The organism is Roseateles rivi, assembly GCF_043555845.1.
In the GTDB taxonomy this organism is placed as follows: Bacteria; Pseudomonadota; Gammaproteobacteria; order Burkholderiales; family Burkholderiaceae_C; genus Roseateles; species Roseateles rivi.
The window spans coordinates 144,093-161,794 of the sequence record NZ_JBIGHZ010000002.1 but is presented as its reverse complement, the minus strand read 5'-3'; the positions used below and the strand labels follow the sequence as shown (position 1 = coordinate 161,794).

Annotated in this window: 15 protein-coding genes, 1 tRNA gene and 2 pseudogenes; 13 read left to right on the top strand and 5 right to left on the bottom strand. The window is 66.9% G+C overall.

Going from position 1 to position 17,702, the window contains the following annotated elements:
* Window positions 1–20 precede the first annotated feature (20 nt).
* Genes thiL through ACG0Z6_RS04760 form a run of 4 tightly spaced genes read left to right on the top strand, consistent with a single transcriptional unit; the run spans window position 21 to window position 3,013 of the window.
* On the top strand, window positions 21–980 hold the full coding sequence (thiL, locus tag ACG0Z6_RS04775; RefSeq protein ID WP_394459976.1) for a thiamine-phosphate kinase: 960 nt from the start codon (window positions 21–23) through the stop codon (window positions 978–980).
* Between the two features lie 6 nt (window positions 981–986).
* On the top strand, window positions 987–1,550 hold the full coding sequence (locus ACG0Z6_RS04770) for a phosphatidylglycerophosphatase A family protein (RefSeq protein WP_394458988.1): 564 nt from the start codon (window positions 987–989) through the stop codon (window positions 1,548–1,550).
* A gap of 3 nt (window positions 1,551–1,553) precedes the next feature.
* The gene (locus tag ACG0Z6_RS04765) at window positions 1,554–2,054 is read left to right on the top strand and encodes a CinA family protein (RefSeq protein ID WP_394458986.1); all 501 of its coding nucleotides are present in this window, start codon (window positions 1,554–1,556) and stop codon (window positions 2,052–2,054) included.
* Window positions 2,054–3,013 carry a 2-hydroxyacid dehydrogenase gene (locus ACG0Z6_RS04760; RefSeq protein WP_394458984.1) on the top strand — a complete coding sequence of 320 codons (960 nt, stop codon included), beginning with the start codon at window positions 2,054–2,056 and terminating at the stop codon, window positions 3,011–3,013. The genes ACG0Z6_RS04765 and ACG0Z6_RS04760 overlap by 1 nt, the downstream gene beginning before the upstream one ends.
* A gap of 124 nt (window positions 3,014–3,137) precedes the next feature.
* On the opposite strand, the gene ACG0Z6_RS04755 is transcribed toward ACG0Z6_RS04760, so the two are convergent.
* Window positions 3,138–3,806 carry a GntR family transcriptional regulator gene (locus tag ACG0Z6_RS04755; protein WP_394458982.1) on the bottom strand — a complete coding sequence of 223 codons (669 nt, stop codon included), beginning with the start codon at window positions 3,804–3,806 and terminating at the stop codon, window positions 3,138–3,140.
* A gap of 117 nt (window positions 3,807–3,923) precedes the next feature.
* On the opposite strand from ACG0Z6_RS04755, the gene ACG0Z6_RS04750 reads away from it, so the two are divergent.
* The 3 genes from ACG0Z6_RS04750 to ACG0Z6_RS04740 are packed head-to-tail and all read left to right on the top strand — an operon-like array spanning window position 3,924 to window position 6,936.
* Window positions 3,924–5,126 carry an acyl-CoA dehydrogenase family protein gene (locus tag ACG0Z6_RS04750; RefSeq protein ID WP_394458980.1) on the top strand — a complete coding sequence of 401 codons (1,203 nt, stop codon included), beginning with the start codon at window positions 3,924–3,926 and terminating at the stop codon, window positions 5,124–5,126.
* Entirely contained in the window at window positions 5,123–5,896 is a 774-nt protein-coding gene (locus ACG0Z6_RS04745; RefSeq protein ID WP_394458978.1) for an SDR family NAD(P)-dependent oxidoreductase, read from the top strand. Before ACG0Z6_RS04750 ends, ACG0Z6_RS04745 begins: the two co-directional genes overlap by 4 nt.
* On the top strand, window positions 5,893–6,936 hold the full coding sequence (locus tag ACG0Z6_RS04740) for a phosphotransferase (RefSeq protein WP_394458976.1): 1,044 nt from the start codon (window positions 5,893–5,895) through the stop codon (window positions 6,934–6,936). Before ACG0Z6_RS04745 ends, ACG0Z6_RS04740 begins: the two co-directional genes overlap by 4 nt.
* 36 nt (window positions 6,937–6,972) lie before the next feature.
* Here ACG0Z6_RS04740 and ACG0Z6_RS04735 read toward each other — a convergent pair whose 3' ends face one another.
* Window positions 6,973–7,839, bottom strand: a complete 867-nt coding sequence (locus ACG0Z6_RS04735) for an IclR family transcriptional regulator (protein WP_394458974.1) — start codon at window positions 7,837–7,839, stop codon at window positions 6,973–6,975.
* A gap of 123 nt (window positions 7,840–7,962) precedes the next feature.
* On the opposite strand from ACG0Z6_RS04735, the gene ACG0Z6_RS04730 reads away from it, so the two are divergent.
* The 6 genes from ACG0Z6_RS04730 to ACG0Z6_RS04705 are packed head-to-tail and all read left to right on the top strand — an operon-like array spanning window position 7,963 to window position 16,657.
* Complete coding sequence (locus tag ACG0Z6_RS04730; RefSeq protein ID WP_394458972.1) at window positions 7,963–9,126, top strand: thiolase family protein; 1,164 nt, start codon at window positions 7,963–7,965, stop codon at window positions 9,124–9,126.
* Between the two features lie 6 nt (window positions 9,127–9,132).
* On the top strand, window positions 9,133–10,557 hold the full coding sequence (locus ACG0Z6_RS04725) for a lipocalin-like domain-containing protein (RefSeq protein WP_394458970.1): 1,425 nt from the start codon (window positions 9,133–9,135) through the stop codon (window positions 10,555–10,557).
* Window positions 10,554–12,233 carry a phenylacetic acid degradation protein PaaN gene (gene paaN / locus ACG0Z6_RS04720; protein WP_394458968.1) on the top strand — a complete coding sequence of 560 codons (1,680 nt, stop codon included), beginning with the start codon at window positions 10,554–10,556 and terminating at the stop codon, window positions 12,231–12,233. Before ACG0Z6_RS04725 ends, paaN begins: the two co-directional genes overlap by 4 nt.
* Before the next feature lie 16 nt (window positions 12,234–12,249).
* Entirely contained in the window at window positions 12,250–13,725 is a 1,476-nt protein-coding gene (locus ACG0Z6_RS04715) for a carotenoid oxygenase family protein (RefSeq protein ID WP_394458966.1), read from the top strand.
* Window positions 13,722–14,960 carry an acetyl-CoA acetyltransferase gene (locus ACG0Z6_RS04710; protein WP_394458964.1) on the top strand — a complete coding sequence of 413 codons (1,239 nt, stop codon included), beginning with the start codon at window positions 13,722–13,724 and terminating at the stop codon, window positions 14,958–14,960. The genes ACG0Z6_RS04715 and ACG0Z6_RS04710 overlap by 4 nt, the downstream gene beginning before the upstream one ends.
* Complete coding sequence (locus tag ACG0Z6_RS04705; RefSeq protein ID WP_394458962.1) at window positions 14,957–16,657, top strand: class I adenylate-forming enzyme family protein; 1,701 nt, start codon at window positions 14,957–14,959, stop codon at window positions 16,655–16,657. Before ACG0Z6_RS04710 ends, ACG0Z6_RS04705 begins: the two co-directional genes overlap by 4 nt.
* Window positions 16,658–16,796: 139 nt before the next feature.
* Here the strand turns inward: ACG0Z6_RS04705 and ACG0Z6_RS04700 are convergent.
* The 3 genes and pseudogenes from ACG0Z6_RS04700 to ACG0Z6_RS04690 form a co-directional block, all read right to left on the bottom strand.
* Window positions 16,797–16,872: transfer RNA gene (locus tag ACG0Z6_RS04700), tRNA-Phe, on the bottom strand.
* A 53-nt stretch (window positions 16,873–16,925) separates the two neighbouring features.
* A pseudogene (locus tag ACG0Z6_RS04695) lies at window positions 16,926–17,111 on the bottom strand (helix-turn-helix domain-containing protein); the annotation flags it as partial.
* A 297-nt stretch (window positions 17,112–17,408) separates the two neighbouring features.
* Window positions 17,409–17,690, bottom strand: a pseudogene (locus ACG0Z6_RS04690) (response regulator); the annotation flags it as partial.
* Window positions 17,691–17,702 lie beyond the last annotated feature (12 nt).

Sequence of the window (17,702 nt, the reverse complement as noted above, 5' to 3'; positions counted from 1 at the left end):
ATGCCGCCATGAGTGCAAGCTTGGGTGAGTTTGATGTGATCGCGCGCTACTTTCGTCGCGCGCAAGACCAGGGCGGGGTGGTGAGCCTGGCTGGCGGGGACGATTGCGCCGTGCTGCAGCCCACGCCCGGCCAGCAATGGCTGGTCTCCACCGACATGCTGGTGGAGGGGCGCCACTTCCTCACCACGGTGCCGCCCGAGGCGCTGGGGCACAAGGCGCTGGCGGTCAATCTCAGTGATTTGGCCGCTTGCGGCGCCACACCGCGCGCTTTCTTCCTCTCGCTGGCTTTGCCGCGTGTGGAGGAGTCTTGGCTCGCAGGTTTTGCCCGGGGCTTGTTTGCGCTGGCCGATGCGCACGGCATCCGACTGGCGGGCGGCGACACCACGGCGGGGCCGCTCAACATCTGCATCACCGTCATGGGTGAGGCGCCCGCGGGGCAGGCCTTGCTGCGCTCCGGGGCTCGAGTGGGGGACGATGTGTGGGTCAGCGGCGTGCTGGGCGACGCGCGCTTGGCGCTGGAGCTCTGGCGCGGGCGCGTGCAGCTCAGCGGTGAAGACTTCGAGCACGTGCGGCGGGCCATGGAGTGGCCGCAGCCGCGCGTGGCGCTGGGGCAGGCACTGCGCGGTGTGGCCACAGCGGCGCTGGATGTGTCTGACGGGCTGGCCGGGGACCTGGGGCACTTGCTGGCGCGCTCCGGTGTCGGTGCTTGCCTGGAGTGGGCCGCGCTGCCGCGCAGCGAGATCTTGGCCCGTCAAGCGCAGGATTTGCAGCACGAATGCCTGCTCGCCGGTGGCGACGACTACGAGCTGGTGTTCACCGCAGCGCCGCAAGCCCGCAGCAGCGTGGAGGCCATTGCGCGCGCACTGGGCCTGCCCGTGCACCGCATCGGCCGCATCGAGGCCCAGCCGGGCTTGCGTCTGGTGGATGCCCAAGGGCAGACACAGGCGGTGCGCGTGCAGTCTTTTGATCACTTTGCCTGAGCGCCCATGAGCACGCCATCTGACGCTTCGCTCGCGCCGCCTCCCGCAGGCCCGCGCCGTGCCACCGCCCTCTTCATGGCAGCCCACCCTGCCCGTTGGTTGGCCCTGGGCTTTGGCAGCGGGCTCTCGCCCAAAGCGCCCGGTACGGTCGGCACCTTGTGGGCCTGGGCCAGCTTCTTGCTCATGCAGCGCTACCTCAGCGACGCCGGGTGGGTGGCCGTGCTGCTTGGCGGCACGCTCTTGGGCTGGTGGGCCTGCACCCGCACCGCGCAGCACTTGCGCGTGGCCGACCCTGGCGCCATCGTGTGGGACGAAATCCTGGCCTTCTGGCTGGTGCTGTGGCTGTGGACGCCAGCGAGCCTTTGGTCACAGCTGGCGGCCTTTGCGCTGTTTCGTTTCTTTGATGCGGTCAAACCTGGCCCTGTGGCCTGGGCCGACCGTCGCTACAAATTGCGCGCGGGTGAGGCCATAGGCTGGCGTCAAGGTTGGGGCATTTTGTTGGATGACTTCGTGGCGGCTGGATGTACGCTGCTCGTGTTGGCGCTGTGGCGTCATCTCATGGGAGCTTGAAGCATGCTGAGACCTGACGACTCCGAATTGATTGAACGCATCGCCCTGGCGCTGATTCAGCGTCGCGAGCGCATGGGGGTGGCGGAGAGCTGCACGGGCGGCTTGATCGCCGCGGCCTGCACCAGCTTGGGCGGTTCCTCGCAGTGGTTTGAGCGCGGCGTGGTGAGCTACAGCAACCAAGCCAAGACCGAGCTGCTGGGTGTGCCCGCGCCCTTGATTTCATTGCATGGCGCCGTCAGCGGCGAAGTGGCTGCACACATGGCCAAGGGCCTGCTGGCCCACGCGCCCATCGACTGGGCCTTGGCCGTGACCGGCGTTGCTGGGCCCAGTGGCGGGAGCGACGACAAGCCCGTGGGCACCGTTTGGCTGGCCCTGGTGCATGCCGGCAAGCCCGTGCACGTGTGGAAGGAAGTGTTTGCGGGCGACCGGCACGCCGTGCGCCAAGCCACCGTGCGCGCTGGCCTGAGCGCGCTGTGTGACGCCCTGGAAGACCGGGACCGCTGATGGCGATTTTGCTGACAGGCGCCTGGGCGCTGGACACCGAGCCGGGCCGTGCCGAACAGGCCCGCTGGCTGCACGCGCTGCAAGCGGTGCTGCCCGACGAGGAATGGCTGCTGCAGGCGCCGCACACCGCCGAGCAGGCGCAGGTCGTGGAGGTGGCCGTGGTGGCCAACCCGGCGCCGGGGGTCTTGCGACAGCTGCCGCGTCTGCAGCTCATCCAATCACTGTGGGCCGGGGTGGACCGCCTGCTGCAAGACGACACCCTGCCCAGCGCGGTGCCGCTGTGCCGCATGGTCGACCCCGTCATGACTGCGGCCATGGTGCAAACCGGGCTGTGGGCCGTGCTGGGGCTGCACAGGCATTTCTTCCAGGTGCAAAACCAGCAGGCCCAGCAGCAGTGGCGCCAGCCCCCGCAGCGGCGCGCCGACGAGTGGCGAGTGCTGGTGTTGGGCATGGGCGAACTCGGCGCGGCCCTGGCCACGCAATTGCGCGCGCAAGACTACCGCGTGGCCGGCTACAGCCGACGCCCCCACGGTGTCGCGGGCGTGGCCCAAGTGCAGGGCGACGAGGCCCTGCTTCAGGCCCTGGCCGAGGCCGACACCCTCGTCAACCTGCTGCCCCTGACCCCTGCCACGCAGCACTTCTTCAACGCCGAGCGACTGGCGCAATGCCGCGCAGGCAGCACCCTGGTGAACCTGGCGCGCGGCGCCCATGTGGACGAGGCCGCGCTGCTGGCCGCACTGGACCGCGGCCACATCCACCACGCGGTGCTGGACGTCTTCCAGACCGAGCCCCTGCCTCAATCACACGCCTTCTGGCGCCACCCCCGCGTCACCGTGCTGCCCCACACCGCCGCACAAACCGACCCCCGCAGCGCCGCTCAAGTCGTCGCCGCCAATGTGCGAGCCCTGCGCACCGGGCAAGCGCTGATGCACAGGGTGGATCGAGGGCAGCGGTACTGACGCAGGACATGTGCGCGGCAGAGACTGTTGCGCTATGAATCACAGTCGCGACAGCTCCACCTTTGCGTGTGGGTGGGGCCGGTCAAATCAAATTGCCGCTCAGCACCAACCAGACGACCTACACCTAGGGTTCGGTGTCTCCGTGGAGATTTGATATCTCGCGAACGATGGCCTCGCGCACATGGCGCACGTGGGCCATGCCCGCGTTGTCCGCGTCCTGTGCATGGCCGCGCAGGACAGCCTCGCAGATGAGCCGGTAGTCGCGCATGCGGACCTCTTGGAGGGCCGAGGGGCGGTGCTGGGCGTAGACGATGGGCATTTGAATCGACGGAAACAGGCGCTGCAGCTCCGAGCTGCCGCTGGTCTGCAGCAATGCCCGGTACAGGCCACGCCTGGCTCGAGCGAATGCATGAAGGTCCTGGGCAGAACTGGTCTGTTCGAGCTTTGCGAGTGCCTCGCGGATCGGGTCGCCCGTTCTTCCGGCTGCAATGCCCAGTGCTGCGCTCCTGGCCAGCAGACCGGTCATGCGCTCAGCCACGTCGAGAACTTCCAGCGTTTCGTGCAGCGTCAGGGAGCGAATTGCGGCGCCCTTGTTGCGCAGGATCTCGACAACGCCTTGCGCCGCCAGCTGCTGCAAAGCTTCGCGCACGGAGTTGCGACTGACCTGGTATTGCTCCGCCAGGTCGACCTCGATGAGCCGCTGCCCAGGCACGAGCTTCTGCTCGGCCAGGCCATTCATGACGCCGTAAAAGACGGTGCTGGAGGCGCTGGCCTTGGTGTCATTGGCGGGCATGGATCGCAGAGTTGGTGAGTTGCAGGAGAGCGGTCGTGCTGGCAATTGTATGGAACGTATGCATACAATATTGTTGAACAATCAAGTTCAACAATCCGGCCTCGTCAGGATCACCCTATGGACTTTTCTCTGTCTCCAGAGCTGTGCGCGCTGCGCGATAAGACCCGGCAGTTCATCGCCGAGCAGGTGATACCGCTGGAAAAGGACGAGCGCCAGAGCGAGCATGGGCCCAGCGAGGACTTGCGCCGCGAGCTGGTGTCGCGGGCCCGCGCCGCGGGCCTGCTCACGCCCCATGCTTCGCGCGCCATGGGCGGATTGGGGCTCACGCATGTGGAAAAAGCGGTCGTCTTCGAAGAGGCCGGCTACTCATGGCTGGGTCCTACGGCCCTGAATATTCATGCGCCTGACGAGGGCAATATTCACTTGATGGAGGAGGTCGCCACAGCTGCGCAGAAGGAGCGCTGGCTGCGGCCCCAGATTCAAGGGCTCACCCGGTCCTGCTTTGCCATGACGGAGCCGGCACCGGGGGCGGGCGCTGATCCCTCGATGCTGAGCTGCACCGCTGTGCGTGACGGCGACGACTATCTGATCAACGGGGTGAAGTGGTTCATCACCGGCGCCGATGGCGCTGACTACGTGATCATCATGGCCCGCATGGCGGACGGGTCGGCCACGATGTTTCTGTCCGACATGGACCGACCTGGCATTGTGCTGGATCGCAATATGGACGCCATGGACTGTTGCTTCACGGGCGGTCACGGGGTGCTGCGCTTTGAAGGCCTGCGCGTGCCTGCGGCCGATGTGTTGGGCGAAGTGGGCCAGGGCTTTCGCTACGCGCAGGTGCGTCTGGCGCCTGCGCGCCTCACCCACTGCATGCGCTGGCTGGGGCAGGCTCGCCGCGCGCACGACACGGCGCTTGCCTACGTCCGCAAGCGCCGTGCCTTTGGCAAGTCGCTGATCGAGCACGAAGGCGTGGGCTTTATGGTGGCCGACAACGACATGGACCTGCAGACCGCGCGCCTGCACATCTGGCACACGGCCTGGCTGCTGGACCAGGGCCAGAAGTGCAATTTCGAGTCAAGCCGGGCCAAGGTCGTGTGCTCCGAGGCCCAGTGGCGCGTGGTGGACCGCAGCGTGCAGATGTTGGGCGGGCAGGGTGTGACGGGCGAGACGCCCGTGATGCGCATCTTCACGGACCTGCGCGCCTTTCGCATCTACGACGGCCCTAACGAGGTTCATCGCTGGAGCCTCGCGCGCAAGCTGGCCCACATGGCCGAAGCGGCCGAGGTTTCTCTCCAGACTGAAGGGGCGGCAGCATGAGCAATACCAGGGACCGATTCAGTCTGAAGGGCCAGCTCGTTCTGGTGACCGGCGCCTCCAGCGGCCTGGGCATGCACTTTGCCCAACTGCTCTCCACCGCGGGCGCCCGCGTGGCGGTGGCAGCCCGCCGCACCGACAAATTGCAGGGCTTGGTCGACGCCATAGCGGCACAGGGAGGCCAAGCGCGGGCCTTTGAGCTCGATGTGACCGACAGCGCCAGCGTGCGCGCCTGCTTTGACGCCCTGTGCGCATGGGGCACGCCGGACGTGGTGATCAACAACGCCGGGGTGACGGTGACGCGGCCTGCACTGGAGCAGACCGAGGCCGACTTCGACCAAGTCCTTGACACCAACCTCAAGGGCAATTGGCTGGTAGCCACCGAGGCGGCGCGGCGCATGGTGGCGGCGGGCCGCGGCGGCGCCATCGTCAACGTGGCCTCCATCCTGGGTGAGCGCGTGGCGGGCGGGGTGGCGCCTTACGCCATCTCCAAGGCCGGTGTCGTGCAGGCCACCAAGGCCCTGGCGCTGGAGCTCGCGCGCCATGGCATTCGCGTCAACGCGCTCTTGCCGGGCTATGTCGTCACCGACATGAACCGCGACTTCCTCAGCAGCCCCGCGGGCGACAAGCTGCGCGCGCGCATTCCCACGCGCCGCTTCGCCGAATTGGCGGATCTGGACGGACCCCTGCTGCTGCTGGCCTCCGAGGCGGGCTCGGCGATGTCTGGCGCCAGCATTGCCGTTGATGGCGCGCACCTGGTCAGTTCGCTATGAGTGGCGCCAAATACACCTTGCCGGTAGAAGCGCTGGGCGAGTACCTGCGCGCACTGGGGCTGGCTGGGCCAGGACCGCTGACGAGCAGCATGCTCGCCGGCGGCCAGTCCAACCCCACCTACCGCATCTCCACCGGCGAGGGTTCAGGCCGTCGCGACTATGTGCTGCGCAAGAAGCCGCCTGGCACGCTGATCGCCTCAGCGCATGCTGTTGATCGCGAATACCGCGTGCAAAAGGCGCTGGCGGACTCGGATGTGCCCGTGCCGCGCATGCTCCATTACTGCGACAGCGACGCGCTGCTGGGCACGCCGTTTTATGTGATGGAGTTTCTCAACGGGCGCGTCCTGGTGGACCAGTCCCTGCCTGGCATGACCAGCGCCGAGCGCCAGGCCATCTACCGCGAGATGAACCGCGTGATCACCGCCCTGCACGGCGTGGACTATCGTGCCCTGGGCCTGAGCGACTATGGACGCGAAGGCAACTATGTGGGCAGGCAGATCCGCCGCTGGTCGCAGCAATGCCTTGCCTCCACGGTGCCGATGAACGATGCCATGCACCGTCTGATGGCGTGGTTGCCGGAGCATCTGCCCGCGGATGATGAGACCACCCTGGTCCACGGCGACTATCGCTTGGACAACCTGCTCTTTCACCCCACCGAGCCGCGCATCATCGGCGTCCTGGATTGGGAACTGTCGACCTTGGGACATCCGATGGCCGACCTGGCCTATCAGTGCATGGCCTGGCGCATTCCACCGGCCCTGTGGCGTGGCATCGGCGGCCTCGATCTGGCGGCACTCGGCATCCCCGAAGAGTCCCAATACCTGGCCTGGTACGGCGCCGCCACGGGCCGGGATGCGCAAGGGCATTGGGACTACTACATCGCCTACAACCTGTTTCGCATGGCCGCCATCCTGCATGGCGTCGCTCAGCGCGCTGCTGACGGTAGCGCAACGGCGCTGGACGCTGTGGCCACCGGCGCCAAGGCGGGTCCCATGGCCGAGCTGGGCTGGCAGGCTGCGCAGCGTTTCATGGCGAGGTGATGGGAGAGCCTGAGCCTGGGCGGCATCGCTTCTCGCTCAGGCATGCCGGCCTTCGCGCAGCAGCCGCACCATGTTGAGCAGCTTCAGCCCCACGACATCGCGCAGCCAGCTCTTGCCCTGCGAGCTTGGCGGCAAAGGGCCCTGAAATGCGCAATTGAAGGCAACCAGCTCGCCTTCTGCGGTGCGGCCATACGGAACGCCCACCGCGTGGATGTCGTGCAGCAGATCACCCTCAATGACACAGAACCCGTCGCGGGCACAGTCCTTCAGTGCCAGGCCGATGGGCCGCTCGAACTGTGCCCAGTCGCTGGCGGTTTTGACGCGGATCTCGTTGAGCACCGCGGCTCGGGTGGCTTCATCGCAGCCAGCCAGCCAGGCCCGGCCAATGGCCGTGCCTGCGATCGGCAGGGAGAGGCCGGTATCGGCCATGGGCCCCTGGAGCTGGCCGCGTGCCCGCCGCCGGCTTCGGCTTGTCTCGACAAGCACGATGTTCAGACGATCGCGGATGCCCATGGACACCTGACCCCCGGTCTCATCGGCCAGCATCTCCATCGCGGTACGTGCCTGGTGACGCAGGCTGATGGATGCCATCAGCGGATACGTGGCTGAAAGCAGGGCGGAGCCGAGTTGGTACTTGCCGTACTTGGCGCTCGGTTTGAGATAGCCCAGCAACACCAGGGTGTAGGTGAGGCGAGAGACGGTGGGCCGCGCCAGGCCGGTGCGTTCGGCGAGTTCGGCGTTCGACAACACGGTTTCATCCGCACTGAAGCAGCGGATCAGCTCAATGCCGCGGGCCAGTGTCGTGGCGAACTGCTTATCCCCCGCGTACTCCTCATAGCCAAGCGGAACCCGATGCGGCTCATTGCGCAGATAGCGCTGGAGGTTGGTGTTTTCCTTATGCACTTGTCAGCATATCGAAACTCAATTCAGCATATCGGAACTCACGCTGCGTCCGCAATGGGGCCCTCACTAGACTGGCCTCGGCTCGCCGCAGACCTGCGGTGTTTCCATGCCGTGGAGGCTCAAGTGAAGCAAAACGCTGTCTACCTGTACGACGCCCTGCGCACCCCGCGCGGCAAGGCCAAGCCCGACGGCGGCTTGGCTGCACTCACCCCGCAGGCCCTGCTGGCACGCCTGCAGGGCGCCCTGCGCGACCGCGGCCATGACGCCGAGCCCGAGGCTCTGCTGCTGGGCTGCGTGGGCCAAGTCGGCAGCCAGGGCGGGCACATCGCCCTGGCCAGCAAGCTGCACCTGGGCCTGCCCGATGCATGCAGCGCCACCACCCTCAACAACTACTGCGCCTCCGGGCTTGCTGCCATCGGATATGCGGCGGCCATGGTGGGCGCCGGGCAGCTGAATGCGGCGCTGGCCGGTGGCGTGGAGATGATGTCCCAGGTGGGCTTTATGGCAGACGGCGCAAGCTACTACGCCGACAGCAGCTTCGCACCGCGCAACCGCTTTGTGCCGGTAGCCCTGGCGGCTGATCGGCTTGCTGCGCGGGAGGGCATTGCCCGTGAGGCGCTGGACGCCGTGGCCCTGCAGTCGCAGCAGCGGGCCGCCGCCGCCCAGCTCGATCCGCTGCGGCAGGGTTCGCGCATCGCCTGCGGCGCGTTAACGCAGGACGAATGTCCGCGGCCGAAGACCTCGGCCGAGCTTCTCGCTGCGCTCAAACCAGCCTTCGGCGGTCTCGCGACCGAATACGCCGCCGCGCTGGACGGCGAAACATTCGTGGCCAGCCACACGCTCTCGCACGCTCCCCCGATGTGCGATGGCGCGGGTCTGGCGCTGGTGGGCTCGGCAGACTTGGCGGGCGCGGGCCGAGCGCGCGCGCGCATCCTGGCCTACGCCGAATGCGGCGCCGATCCGGCCGCGTCGCTCACGGCGGGCTTTGCCGCCATGCAGCGTGCACTGGCCCGCGCTGGCCTGAGGCTGGCCGACATGGACTGCATCGAATTCATGGAGGCCTTTGCCGTGGCCATGGCCAAGTTCCTGCGCGACTGCGACGTCGATCCCCAACGGGTCAACAGCAACGGCGGCCATCTGGCCCTGGGCCATCCGATGGGCGCGTCCGGCGCCATTCTTCTTTCCACCTTGCTCGACACCCTGGATGCCACCGACGGCCGTCTGGGGCTCGTGGTGTGTTCCGGCGCCATGGGCGTTGGCGCGGCGATGGTTGTCGAGCGGCTTTGAACGAGCATGAAAACCAACGCTCTCGCTCCACGCCTGCCCGTGTTCGCGGCCCCCATGTTCCTGGTCTCCGGGCCGGAGCTGGTGCTTGCCGCATGCCGCGCTGGCATCGTTGGCGCCTTCCCGACGCCCAACACCCGCACGCCCGAGCAACTCGAGGACTGGATGCGCCAGATCACGCAGGGGCTGGCCCAGCTGCGCGACGAACAGCCCGCCGACACCTTGGGGGCCTGGTGCGCCAACCTCGTCACGCACCGCAGCAATGCGCGCCTGCCCGAGGACCTGAAGCTGGTCCAGAAATACCGCCCACCCGTCGTCGTCACCGCCTTGGGCAGTCCCAAGCCCGCGGTCGAAGTGGTGCACTCCTACGGCGGGCTGGTGTTTGCTGACGTCACATCGCCCACCCTGGCCCGCAAAGCCGTTGAGGCGGGCGTGGACGGCCTGGCCTGCATCTGCAGCGGTGCGGGCGGCCACACCGGCAGCATCAGCCCCTTCGCCTTTGTGAGCGCTGTTCGCGAGTTCTTCGATGGCACCATCGTGCTCGGCGGCGGCATCAGCGATGGCTGGGGGCTGGCTGGCGCCCTGGCCTGCGGCGCCGACTACGTCTACATGGGCACCCGCTTCGTCGCGACCCGCGAAAGCATGGCGCAGCAGGCCTACAAGCAGATGCTGGTCGACAGCACTTTGGAGGACCTGGTCGTCAGCGCGGCCATCACCGGCACACCCGCCAGCTGGCTCAGGCCTTCGCTGCTGGCCAACGGCATCGACCCGGACGATGTTTCGTCGCCCGCGCCCACGCGCAACTACAACAGCCTGGAGAACCCGGCCAAGCGCTGGGCGCAGCTCTGGGCCGCTGGCCAGGGTGTGGGCGCCATCCACGCCGTCGAGCCGGTCGGTGCCGTCGTGGACCGCATCGAGCAGGAGTTCCATGCAGCGCGCACCCACTTGAGCCGCTGCACGCCCGGGGCTGGCCCGGTGAATCCAGACGACAACCCCTTGCTGGGCAGCTGGACGTTGCTCGCCTGGGAAATCGACTACGGTGATGGGCGCCCACCCGTGCACCCCTTCGGCGAAGGGGCCACCGGGCTCATCGTCTACAGCAGCGACGGCTATATGAGTGCTGCCATTTCCCGTGCCGACCGCGCACCGCTGGAGGGCGCAAGCGTGCGCCAGGCCCCGGTGGCGCAGCGGCTGGGCGCTTTCGAGAGCCACTTCCACTATGCGGGCCGCTATCGGCTGGAGGGTGCTGGCGCCTCGCTGCGGGTTGTGCATGAGGTCCAACAGGCCTTGAATCCGAACTTCGTCGGCAGCCAGCAGCAGCGGCATGTGCATATCAGCGCCGACGGCGTGCTCACGCTGTCGGCCAGCGAAGCCGTGCCGGGCCAAGCCAGTCCGCGCCAGCATCGCCTGCGCTGGAGGAGGGCGACCGCATGAATTTCTTTGCGAAACACCAGGCCCTGCTGGAGCGGGCGCGCCAGGCCTGCCGCGAGCGGGGGCACTGGAGCCCATTCCCTGACACCGCAGCGGACTATCCCGATGCCGAGCAGGCCCAGTCGGCCGCCCGTGAGCGATTCGAGGCCCAGCTGGGACGGCCCTTTGCCCTCGAGCAACCTGGCACGGTGGGCGAACTCGGCGAAGAGGTCTCGCCCTACACCCAGGCGCCGCTGGGCATACGCTACCCGCGTGCCGATCCGGACGCTCTGTTCGCCGCTGCCGAGGCGGCACTGCCGGCCTGGGCCGAGGCGGGCATCGAGACGCGTATCGGCGTGCTGATGGAGGCCGTTGACCGACTCTACCGGGAGGCCTTGTTCGAGATCGCGCTGGCGGTCCAGCACACCTCGGGCCAGAGCGCCAACATGGCCTATGCGGGCTCCGGCGTCAACGCGCTGGATCGGGCGATTGAAGCCCTGGTGCACGCCGAGGACGCCATGCGCGCCGTGCCGGTCCAGGCCCGCTGGGCACGCCGTTTCGGCAGCGCCAACGTGGTCCTGGACAAGCGCTACCGGGTCGTTCCGCGCGGTGTGGCCGTGTGCTTCTCCTGCGCGAGCTTCCCAACCTGGAACGCCTGGCCATCGATGCTGGCCAGCCTGGCGACGGGTAATCCGGTCATCGTCAAGCCCCACCCGGCGGCCGTGCTGCCGATGGCGCTGAGCGTGCGCCTGCTGCGCCGCGTGCTCACCGAGGCGGGCTTCGACCCCAATCTGGTCACGCTGGCGCTGGACAGCACGGCCGAGCCGCTGGGCAAGGTGCTGGTCCAGCATCCCGCGACCCGCATCGTCGACTTCACCGGCAGCGCCCAGTTCGGCGTCTGGGTGGAGAAGAACGCACACCCGGCCATCGTCTTCACCGAAACCTCGGGCTGCAATACCGTGGTGCTGGAATCGGCGGCCGATCTCGATGCCGCACTGCGTGCCCTGGCCACCACCCTGTGCATGTTCAGCGGCCAGATGTGCACGAGCCCGCAGAACTTCTACGTGCCGCGCCAAGGCGTGCGCACGCCCAGCGGGCTGGTTTCTTTCGACGAGGTCGCACGCCGCCTGGCCGCAGCCGTCCAGGCCATTGCCACCGAGCCGCGCAGGGCCGCCATGATTCTGGCGGCCATCCAGGCGCCGCAGACCGTGGCCCTGCTGGATGAACTCGAGGCGCGGGGTGCCGAGGTCGGCGAGGTCCTGCTGGGCTCGCACGCCTACCCGCATCCGGCCTATCCGGCGGCGCGCACCCGCACGCCCTTGCTGATCCGCACCGACACCCGACACCGCGCGCTCTACGGGCAAGAACGTTTCGGCCCCATCGGCTTTGTCATTGCCTGTGAAGACGCGGCCGACGCACTGGCGCAGGCCACGACCGACACGCGCGAGTTCGGCGGTCTGACCGCCTTTCTCTACAGCGAAGACGAAGCCTTTATCGCTGCCGCCGAGGCCGCCTACGCGCGAGCTGGCGCTCAACTGACTGTCAATCTCATCGGCCCCATGCCGCTGAACTTTGCAGCCGCCTACAGCGACTACCACGTGACCGGCCTCAACCCGGCAGGCAACGCCAGCCTGACCGAGCCCAACTTTGTCACCAGCCGCTTTCGCATCGTGCAGTCGCGCCGCCCGGCCGCTGCGTGAACACCAGGAGCCCCCCATGAGCCTCAAGCCCCCTCCCGCCGTTGACGACTTCGCGCCCTTTGGCACCGATCATGGCCCCATGCTGATCGGCCCCTTTGCGCCGGTTTTTGACGAGTCCGAGAGCAGCGAACTGCCGCTGTTGTCCGGCCGCATTCCGACGGACCTCAACGGGGTCTATATGCGCACCGGCCCTAACCCGCGCCATGAACCCCAGGGCCGATACCACGCCTTCGACGGCGACGGCATGATCCACGCAGCGCAGTTCCGCGATGGCCGCCTCACCTATCGGAATCGCTGGCTGCGCACCGATGCCTTCGTCGAAGAACAGGCTGCTGGTGAGGCGCGCTTTTGGGGCATTCGCGAGACCCTCAAGGGTCGCGATGACAAGCGACTGAAGGACAGCGGCAACACCGACCTGGTCGGTCACGCTGGCAAGGCCCTGGCGCTCTGGTACATGTCGGGCGAAGCCTGGGAATTCGATCCTGTCACGCTGGAAACCACCGGGCGCAGCGCAGCGGTTCGCGCCAGCGGCGGTGGCATTTCGGCCCACTGCAAGGTGGATGAGATCAGCGGCGAGCTGATGTTCTTCGACTATGGCCTCGAAGCACCGTATATGCACTACGGCGTCATCGGTGCCGACGGCGCGCTCAAGCACTACGTCCCCATCGATTTGCCCGGCCCCCGCCTGCCACACGACATGGCGGTCACGCAGCACTACTCCATCCTTCACGACCTGCCGCTGTTCCACAACCCTGAGGCACTCAAGCTCGGCCGCCACAAGATCGAATTCCACCCGGAGATGAAGACGCGCTTGGGCGTGATTCCCCGCCTGGGCGCAGGTGATTCGATCCGCTGGTTCGACTTCACGCCCTGCTTTCTGTATCACACGGTCAATGCCTGGGAGGACGGCGACTGGATCGTCATGGTCGGCTGCCGCTACATGCCCGCGCTGCATGCCGACGGCAGCATCGACCCCGTGCGCACCGCACGCAATGTGGCCGAACTGGTGCAGCGTGCGCGGCTGTGGCGCTGGTCCATGAACCTGCGCACCGGCCAAACCCAGGAGGCGCCGCTGGACCCCGAACGCAATGTCGAGTTCCCCGGCTACAACGCGGCTCTCACCGGGCGCCGCACCCGCTTTGGCTACCTTTGCGACCAGCGTGAAGACCGCGTGTTGCAATGGACCGGCCTGCGCAAGTACGACCTCGACACCGGCGCGGTTCTCTCCGCCTGGAGCGAGAGCCCCGAGCACAGCTGGTATTCCGAACCCTGGTTCGCTGCCGCCGACCAGGCTCAGGCCGAAGACGATGGCTATGTGATCGCCTTTCACTGGCATCAAGGCCTCAAGCGTCAGACGCTGGAAGTCTTCGACGCCCGCGACCTCTCGAAGGGGCCGGTGGCGCAGGTGCTGATCCCGCGCCATATCCCGACCGGTTTCCACGGCTGCTGGATTGCTGCGGCGCGCATCGACGGATGGAGCCGCAAGCCATGACTCGCCCCACCTACATCCTGGGCGGCCACCAGAGCGATTTCGCCAAGGTCTGGTCACGCCAGGGGCAAGACCTGTCCGACATGATGCGTGAGAGCGTGCAGGGCGCGCTGGCCGATGCAAGCCTTGATGCCGGGCAGGTGCAGAGCATCCACGTCGGCAATGCCTTCGGCGAGTTGCAGCGCCAGCAGGCGCATCTGGGTTCCATGGTGGCGCAAGTCGTGCCCGAACTCTGGGGCGTGCCCGCCATGCGCCACGAGGGCGCCTGTGCCTCGGCATCCCTGGCGGTGGCCGCGGCCATGGCCGAGATCGAAGCCGGCCGTTACGACTGTGTGCTCGTCGTCGGCGCCGAGGAACTCAAGAACCTCGAAGGCGATCAGGCCGCGCAGAACCAGAACTCGGCCTCCTGGCAGGGACGCGAAGACATCGATTGCCGATTCATGTGGCCCGCCGCCTTCGGACTGTTGGCCGAAGCGTACGAGCGCCGCTACGGACTGGACCGCCGCTACCTCAACCGCATTGCCGAACTCAACTATGCGCATGCGCGCCTGAACCCGCTGGCGCAGACGCGCCGCTGGAAGTTTAGTGAGCAGAGCTTTACTGACGACGCCGCCGCCAACCCGCTGATCGAGCCCGGCACGCGCCGCCAGGACTGTGGCCAGATCACCGATGGCGCCTGCTCGCTGCTCCTGGCCTCCCCCGACTTCGCCGCCGCCCATGCCCGCCGCCTCGGTCGGCGGCTGGAGGCGCTGCCGCGCATCACCGGCTGGGGCCATCGCAATGTGGCGCTGCGCCTGAAGGACAAGCTCGAGCGCAGCGCTGGCGAGCCCCTGGTCTTCCCCCATGTGCACCAAGCCATCAGGGACGCCTGGCGTCGCGCCGGCATCGGCAGCATCGACGCTGTGGACGGCATCGAAACGCACGACTGTTTCACGATGACCGAATACATGGCCATCGACCACTTCGGCCTGACCCCGCCCGGACAGAGCTGGCAGGCCATCGAGGACGGCAGCATCGAGTGTCACGGCCGCTGCCCGGTGAACATGAGCGGAGGCCTGATCGGCTGCGGCCATCCCGTGGGCGCCACCGGCGCACGCATGCTGCTGGATTCGGCGCGCCAGGTCAGCGGCACGGCCGGGGCCAATCAGATCGAAGGCGCGCGCCGCCTCCAAACCCTCAACATCGGGGGCTCCTGCGCCACCGTCCTGAGCTTCGTCGTCGAAGGAGTGCCCCAATGATTCTTTGCCCCTCAGAGCGCATCGCAGAGATGGTCGGTGCCGGTCACTGGAGTAATCGCACCTTGTGGGACATGTTCATCGCCAACGTCGAGCGCATGCCCGAAGACGAAGCGGTCGTCGATCCGCCCAATCTCGCCGCCATTGCCGACATGGCGCCGCGCCGGCTCAGCTGGCGCCTGCTGTTCGCCGAGGTGGAGCGCCTCGCCGCTTTGCTGCACCGCGCTGGCCTGCGTCGTGACGATATCGTCGTGGTTCAACTCCCCAACTGCTCGGCCCAGGTTGCCACCTATCTGGCCTGCCATCGGCTGGGCGTGGTGATTTCGCCGCTGCCGGCCGTCTATCGGGAGCATGAGGTGTCGCATGCCCTGCAGGTCTGCAATGCAAGCACGGTGATCACCGCCGCACGCATCAGCAAGCACGGCCACGCGGCGATGATGGCCGCGCTGCCCGATGTGAAGCAACTGCTGGCCTTTGGCGTCGAGCTGCCCGCCGCAGCCGTCTCTCTGGAGGCGCAGGATGTCAGCGCCGAGGAATACGCCGCCATGCGCGTCCAGGCTGCGGCCATCGGGCTCTCGGCCAATGACGTTGTGACGATCTGCTGGACCTCCGGAACCGAGTCGCGACCCAAGGGCGTGCCCCGCAGCAGCAATGAGTGGTACTGGCAGTCCAAAGGCACAGTCGACGCAGCAGGCATGGCGCCGGGCAAGCGCTTCCTCAACCCCTTCCCGCTCGTCAACATGGGTGGCTTGAGCGGCGGCTTTGTGGGCTGGCTGCTCAAGGGCATGACCTTGATCCTGCACCATCCCTTCGACCTGATGGTCTTTCTGCAGCAATTGCGCGAAGAGCGCGTCGACTACACGCTGGCCCCGCCGACCATCCTGACCCGGCTGCTGCAGCAGGAGGCGCTGCTGGAGGGCATCGATTTCAAGCGCCTGTCGCGCATCGGCTCGGGCTCGGCGCCTCTGTCGCCCTGGATGATCGACACCTACCGCCAGCGCTATGGCGTGGAGATCCAGAACTACTTTGGCTCGAACGAAGGTGCCGGCCTGTGCGGCAGCGAGGCCGACATTCCGGACAGCCACGAGCGCGCCACCTTGTTCCCGCGCCCAGGCGCTCCGGACCGCGGCCCCTGGGTCACGGGCATCAACAACCTCGTCAGAACCCGCTTGGTGGCCGTGGGCGACGAGCGCGAGATCACCGAGCCTGGCGAGGTTGGTGAACTGCGCATTGCCGGCCCCACGGTCTTCTCTGGCTACTATGCGGCAGGGCCCGAGCTCAATGCCAGGGCCTTCGACGAGCAAGGCTATTTCCGCACCGGCGATCTGTTCGAGATCGCGAGCACCCGGCAGCACCTGCGTTTCGTCGGCCGCCTCAAGGACTTGGTCGTGCGCGGCGGCATGAAGATCTCGGCGGAGGAGGTAGAGGGTCTGCTTGCCACCCATGCCGACATCCAGGAAGTTGCCATCGTCGGCGTGCCGCATGCCGAGCTGGGCGAGGTCTTGTGCGCCTGCGTGGCCCCCAAGCCCGGCAGCAGCCTGACACTGGAGAGCCTGGCCACTTTCCTGCGCGAGGAAAAGAAGGTGGCGCCCTTCAAGCTGCCGGAGCGGCTGATGGTGCTCGACTCGCTACCGCGCAATCCTGTCGGCAAGGTGCTCAAACGCGAACTGCGCCAGATGTTCCGAGAACCCCAAGCATGATGAAACCAGCGCCTTCGCGCTAACGCCTCTGCGCTGCGTGCTGGAGGAGGCACGTCAGATGCCTGGCCGATGTAGAAAAGCCCCGAACAGTTGAGCTGTGCGGGGCTTTTGCTAAGTGCTTGTGAGCACTGATGAATTCTGGTGGCCAAGGGCGGAATCGAACCACCGACACGCGGATTTTCAATCCGCTGCTCTACCAACTGAGCTACTTGGCCTTTTTCGCTGCTGTCTCTGTGTCTGCAGATCAGCGAAGACCGAGACTATAACACTAAATTCCGCTGTTGCGCTTATTTCTTGAAAGATCGACGCCCAGTTGTTTGAGCTTTCGGTAGAGGTGGGTGCGCTCCAGGCCGGTTTTTTCGGCCACGCGGGTCATGGAGCCGTTTTCCTTGGCCAGGTGGAACTCGAAGTAGCTCTTCTCGAAGGCGTCGCGGGCTTCGCGCAGGGGGCGGTCCAGTTCGAAGAGTTGTTCGGAGGACAGCGTGGGCTGCAGGGGCAGGTTGCTGCCCATATTGGAGGCCACCACGGGGTGGTGCATGTTCATGCCGCCACCCATGCCGCCGTTGATGTGGCCCAGGTTGCTGCTGACGCCGCCCATGCCGATGGGGTCCATGCGCATGTAGTTGTGCATGGTCATGGCGGGCGAGGCGGGCGGCACGGGCCGGGGCGCGGTCTTGACCAGCGCTTGCTCCACGGCACGCAGCAGCTTTTGCAGCGTGATGGGTTTTTCCAGAAAAGCCATGGCACCGAACTTGGTGGCTTCCACGGCGGTGTCTATGGTGCCGTGGCCGCTCATCATGATGACGGGCATGGTGAGTTGCCCGTTGCCGCCCCACTCTTTGAGCAAGGTGACGCCGTCGACGTCGGGCATCCAGATGTCGAGCAGGACCAAGTCGGGCCGGGAGCGATCACGGTATGCACGGGCTTGCTGAGCGTTTTCAGCGAGGTCCACCGTGTGCCCCTCGTCGGAGAGGATTTCGGACAGCAGGGCGCGGATGCCCAATTCGTCGTCAACAACAAGAATGGTTGCCATGTATGCCTAGGG

Excerpts from the sequence above, each read along its gene's own strand:
- ACG0Z6_RS04710 (WP_394458964.1), top strand. The coding sequence starts at position 13,722 with ATGACTCGCCCCACCTACATCCTGGGCGGCCACCAGAGCGATTTCGCC.
- paaN (WP_394458968.1), top strand. The coding sequence starts at position 10,554 with ATGAATTTCTTTGCGAAACACCAGGCCCTGCTGGAGCGGGCGCGCCAG.
- ACG0Z6_RS04760 (WP_394458984.1), top strand. The coding sequence starts at position 2,054 with ATGGCGATTTTGCTGACAGGCGCCTGGGCGCTGGACACCGAGCCGGGC.
- ACG0Z6_RS04765 (WP_394458986.1), top strand. The coding sequence starts at position 1,554 with ATGCTGAGACCTGACGACTCCGAATTGATTGAACGCATCGCCCTGGCG.
- ACG0Z6_RS04745 (WP_394458978.1), top strand. The coding sequence starts at position 5,123 with ATGAGCAATACCAGGGACCGATTCAGTCTGAAGGGCCAGCTCGTTCTG.
- ACG0Z6_RS04725 (WP_394458970.1), top strand. The coding sequence starts at position 9,133 with ATGAAAACCAACGCTCTCGCTCCACGCCTGCCCGTGTTCGCGGCCCCC.
- ACG0Z6_RS04705 (WP_394458962.1), top strand. The coding sequence starts at position 14,957 with ATGATTCTTTGCCCCTCAGAGCGCATCGCAGAGATGGTCGGTGCCGGT.
- ACG0Z6_RS04770 (WP_394458988.1), top strand. The coding sequence starts at position 987 with ATGAGCACGCCATCTGACGCTTCGCTCGCGCCGCCTCCCGCAGGCCCG.
- ACG0Z6_RS04740 (WP_394458976.1), top strand. The coding sequence starts at position 5,893 with ATGAGTGGCGCCAAATACACCTTGCCGGTAGAAGCGCTGGGCGAGTAC.
- ACG0Z6_RS04755 (WP_394458982.1), bottom strand. The coding sequence starts at position 3,806 with ATGCCCGCCAATGACACCAAGGCCAGCGCCTCCAGCACCGTCTTTTAC.
- ACG0Z6_RS04750 (WP_394458980.1), top strand. The coding sequence starts at position 3,924 with ATGGACTTTTCTCTGTCTCCAGAGCTGTGCGCGCTGCGCGATAAGACC.
- ACG0Z6_RS04715 (WP_394458966.1), top strand. The coding sequence starts at position 12,250 with ATGAGCCTCAAGCCCCCTCCCGCCGTTGACGACTTCGCGCCCTTTGGC.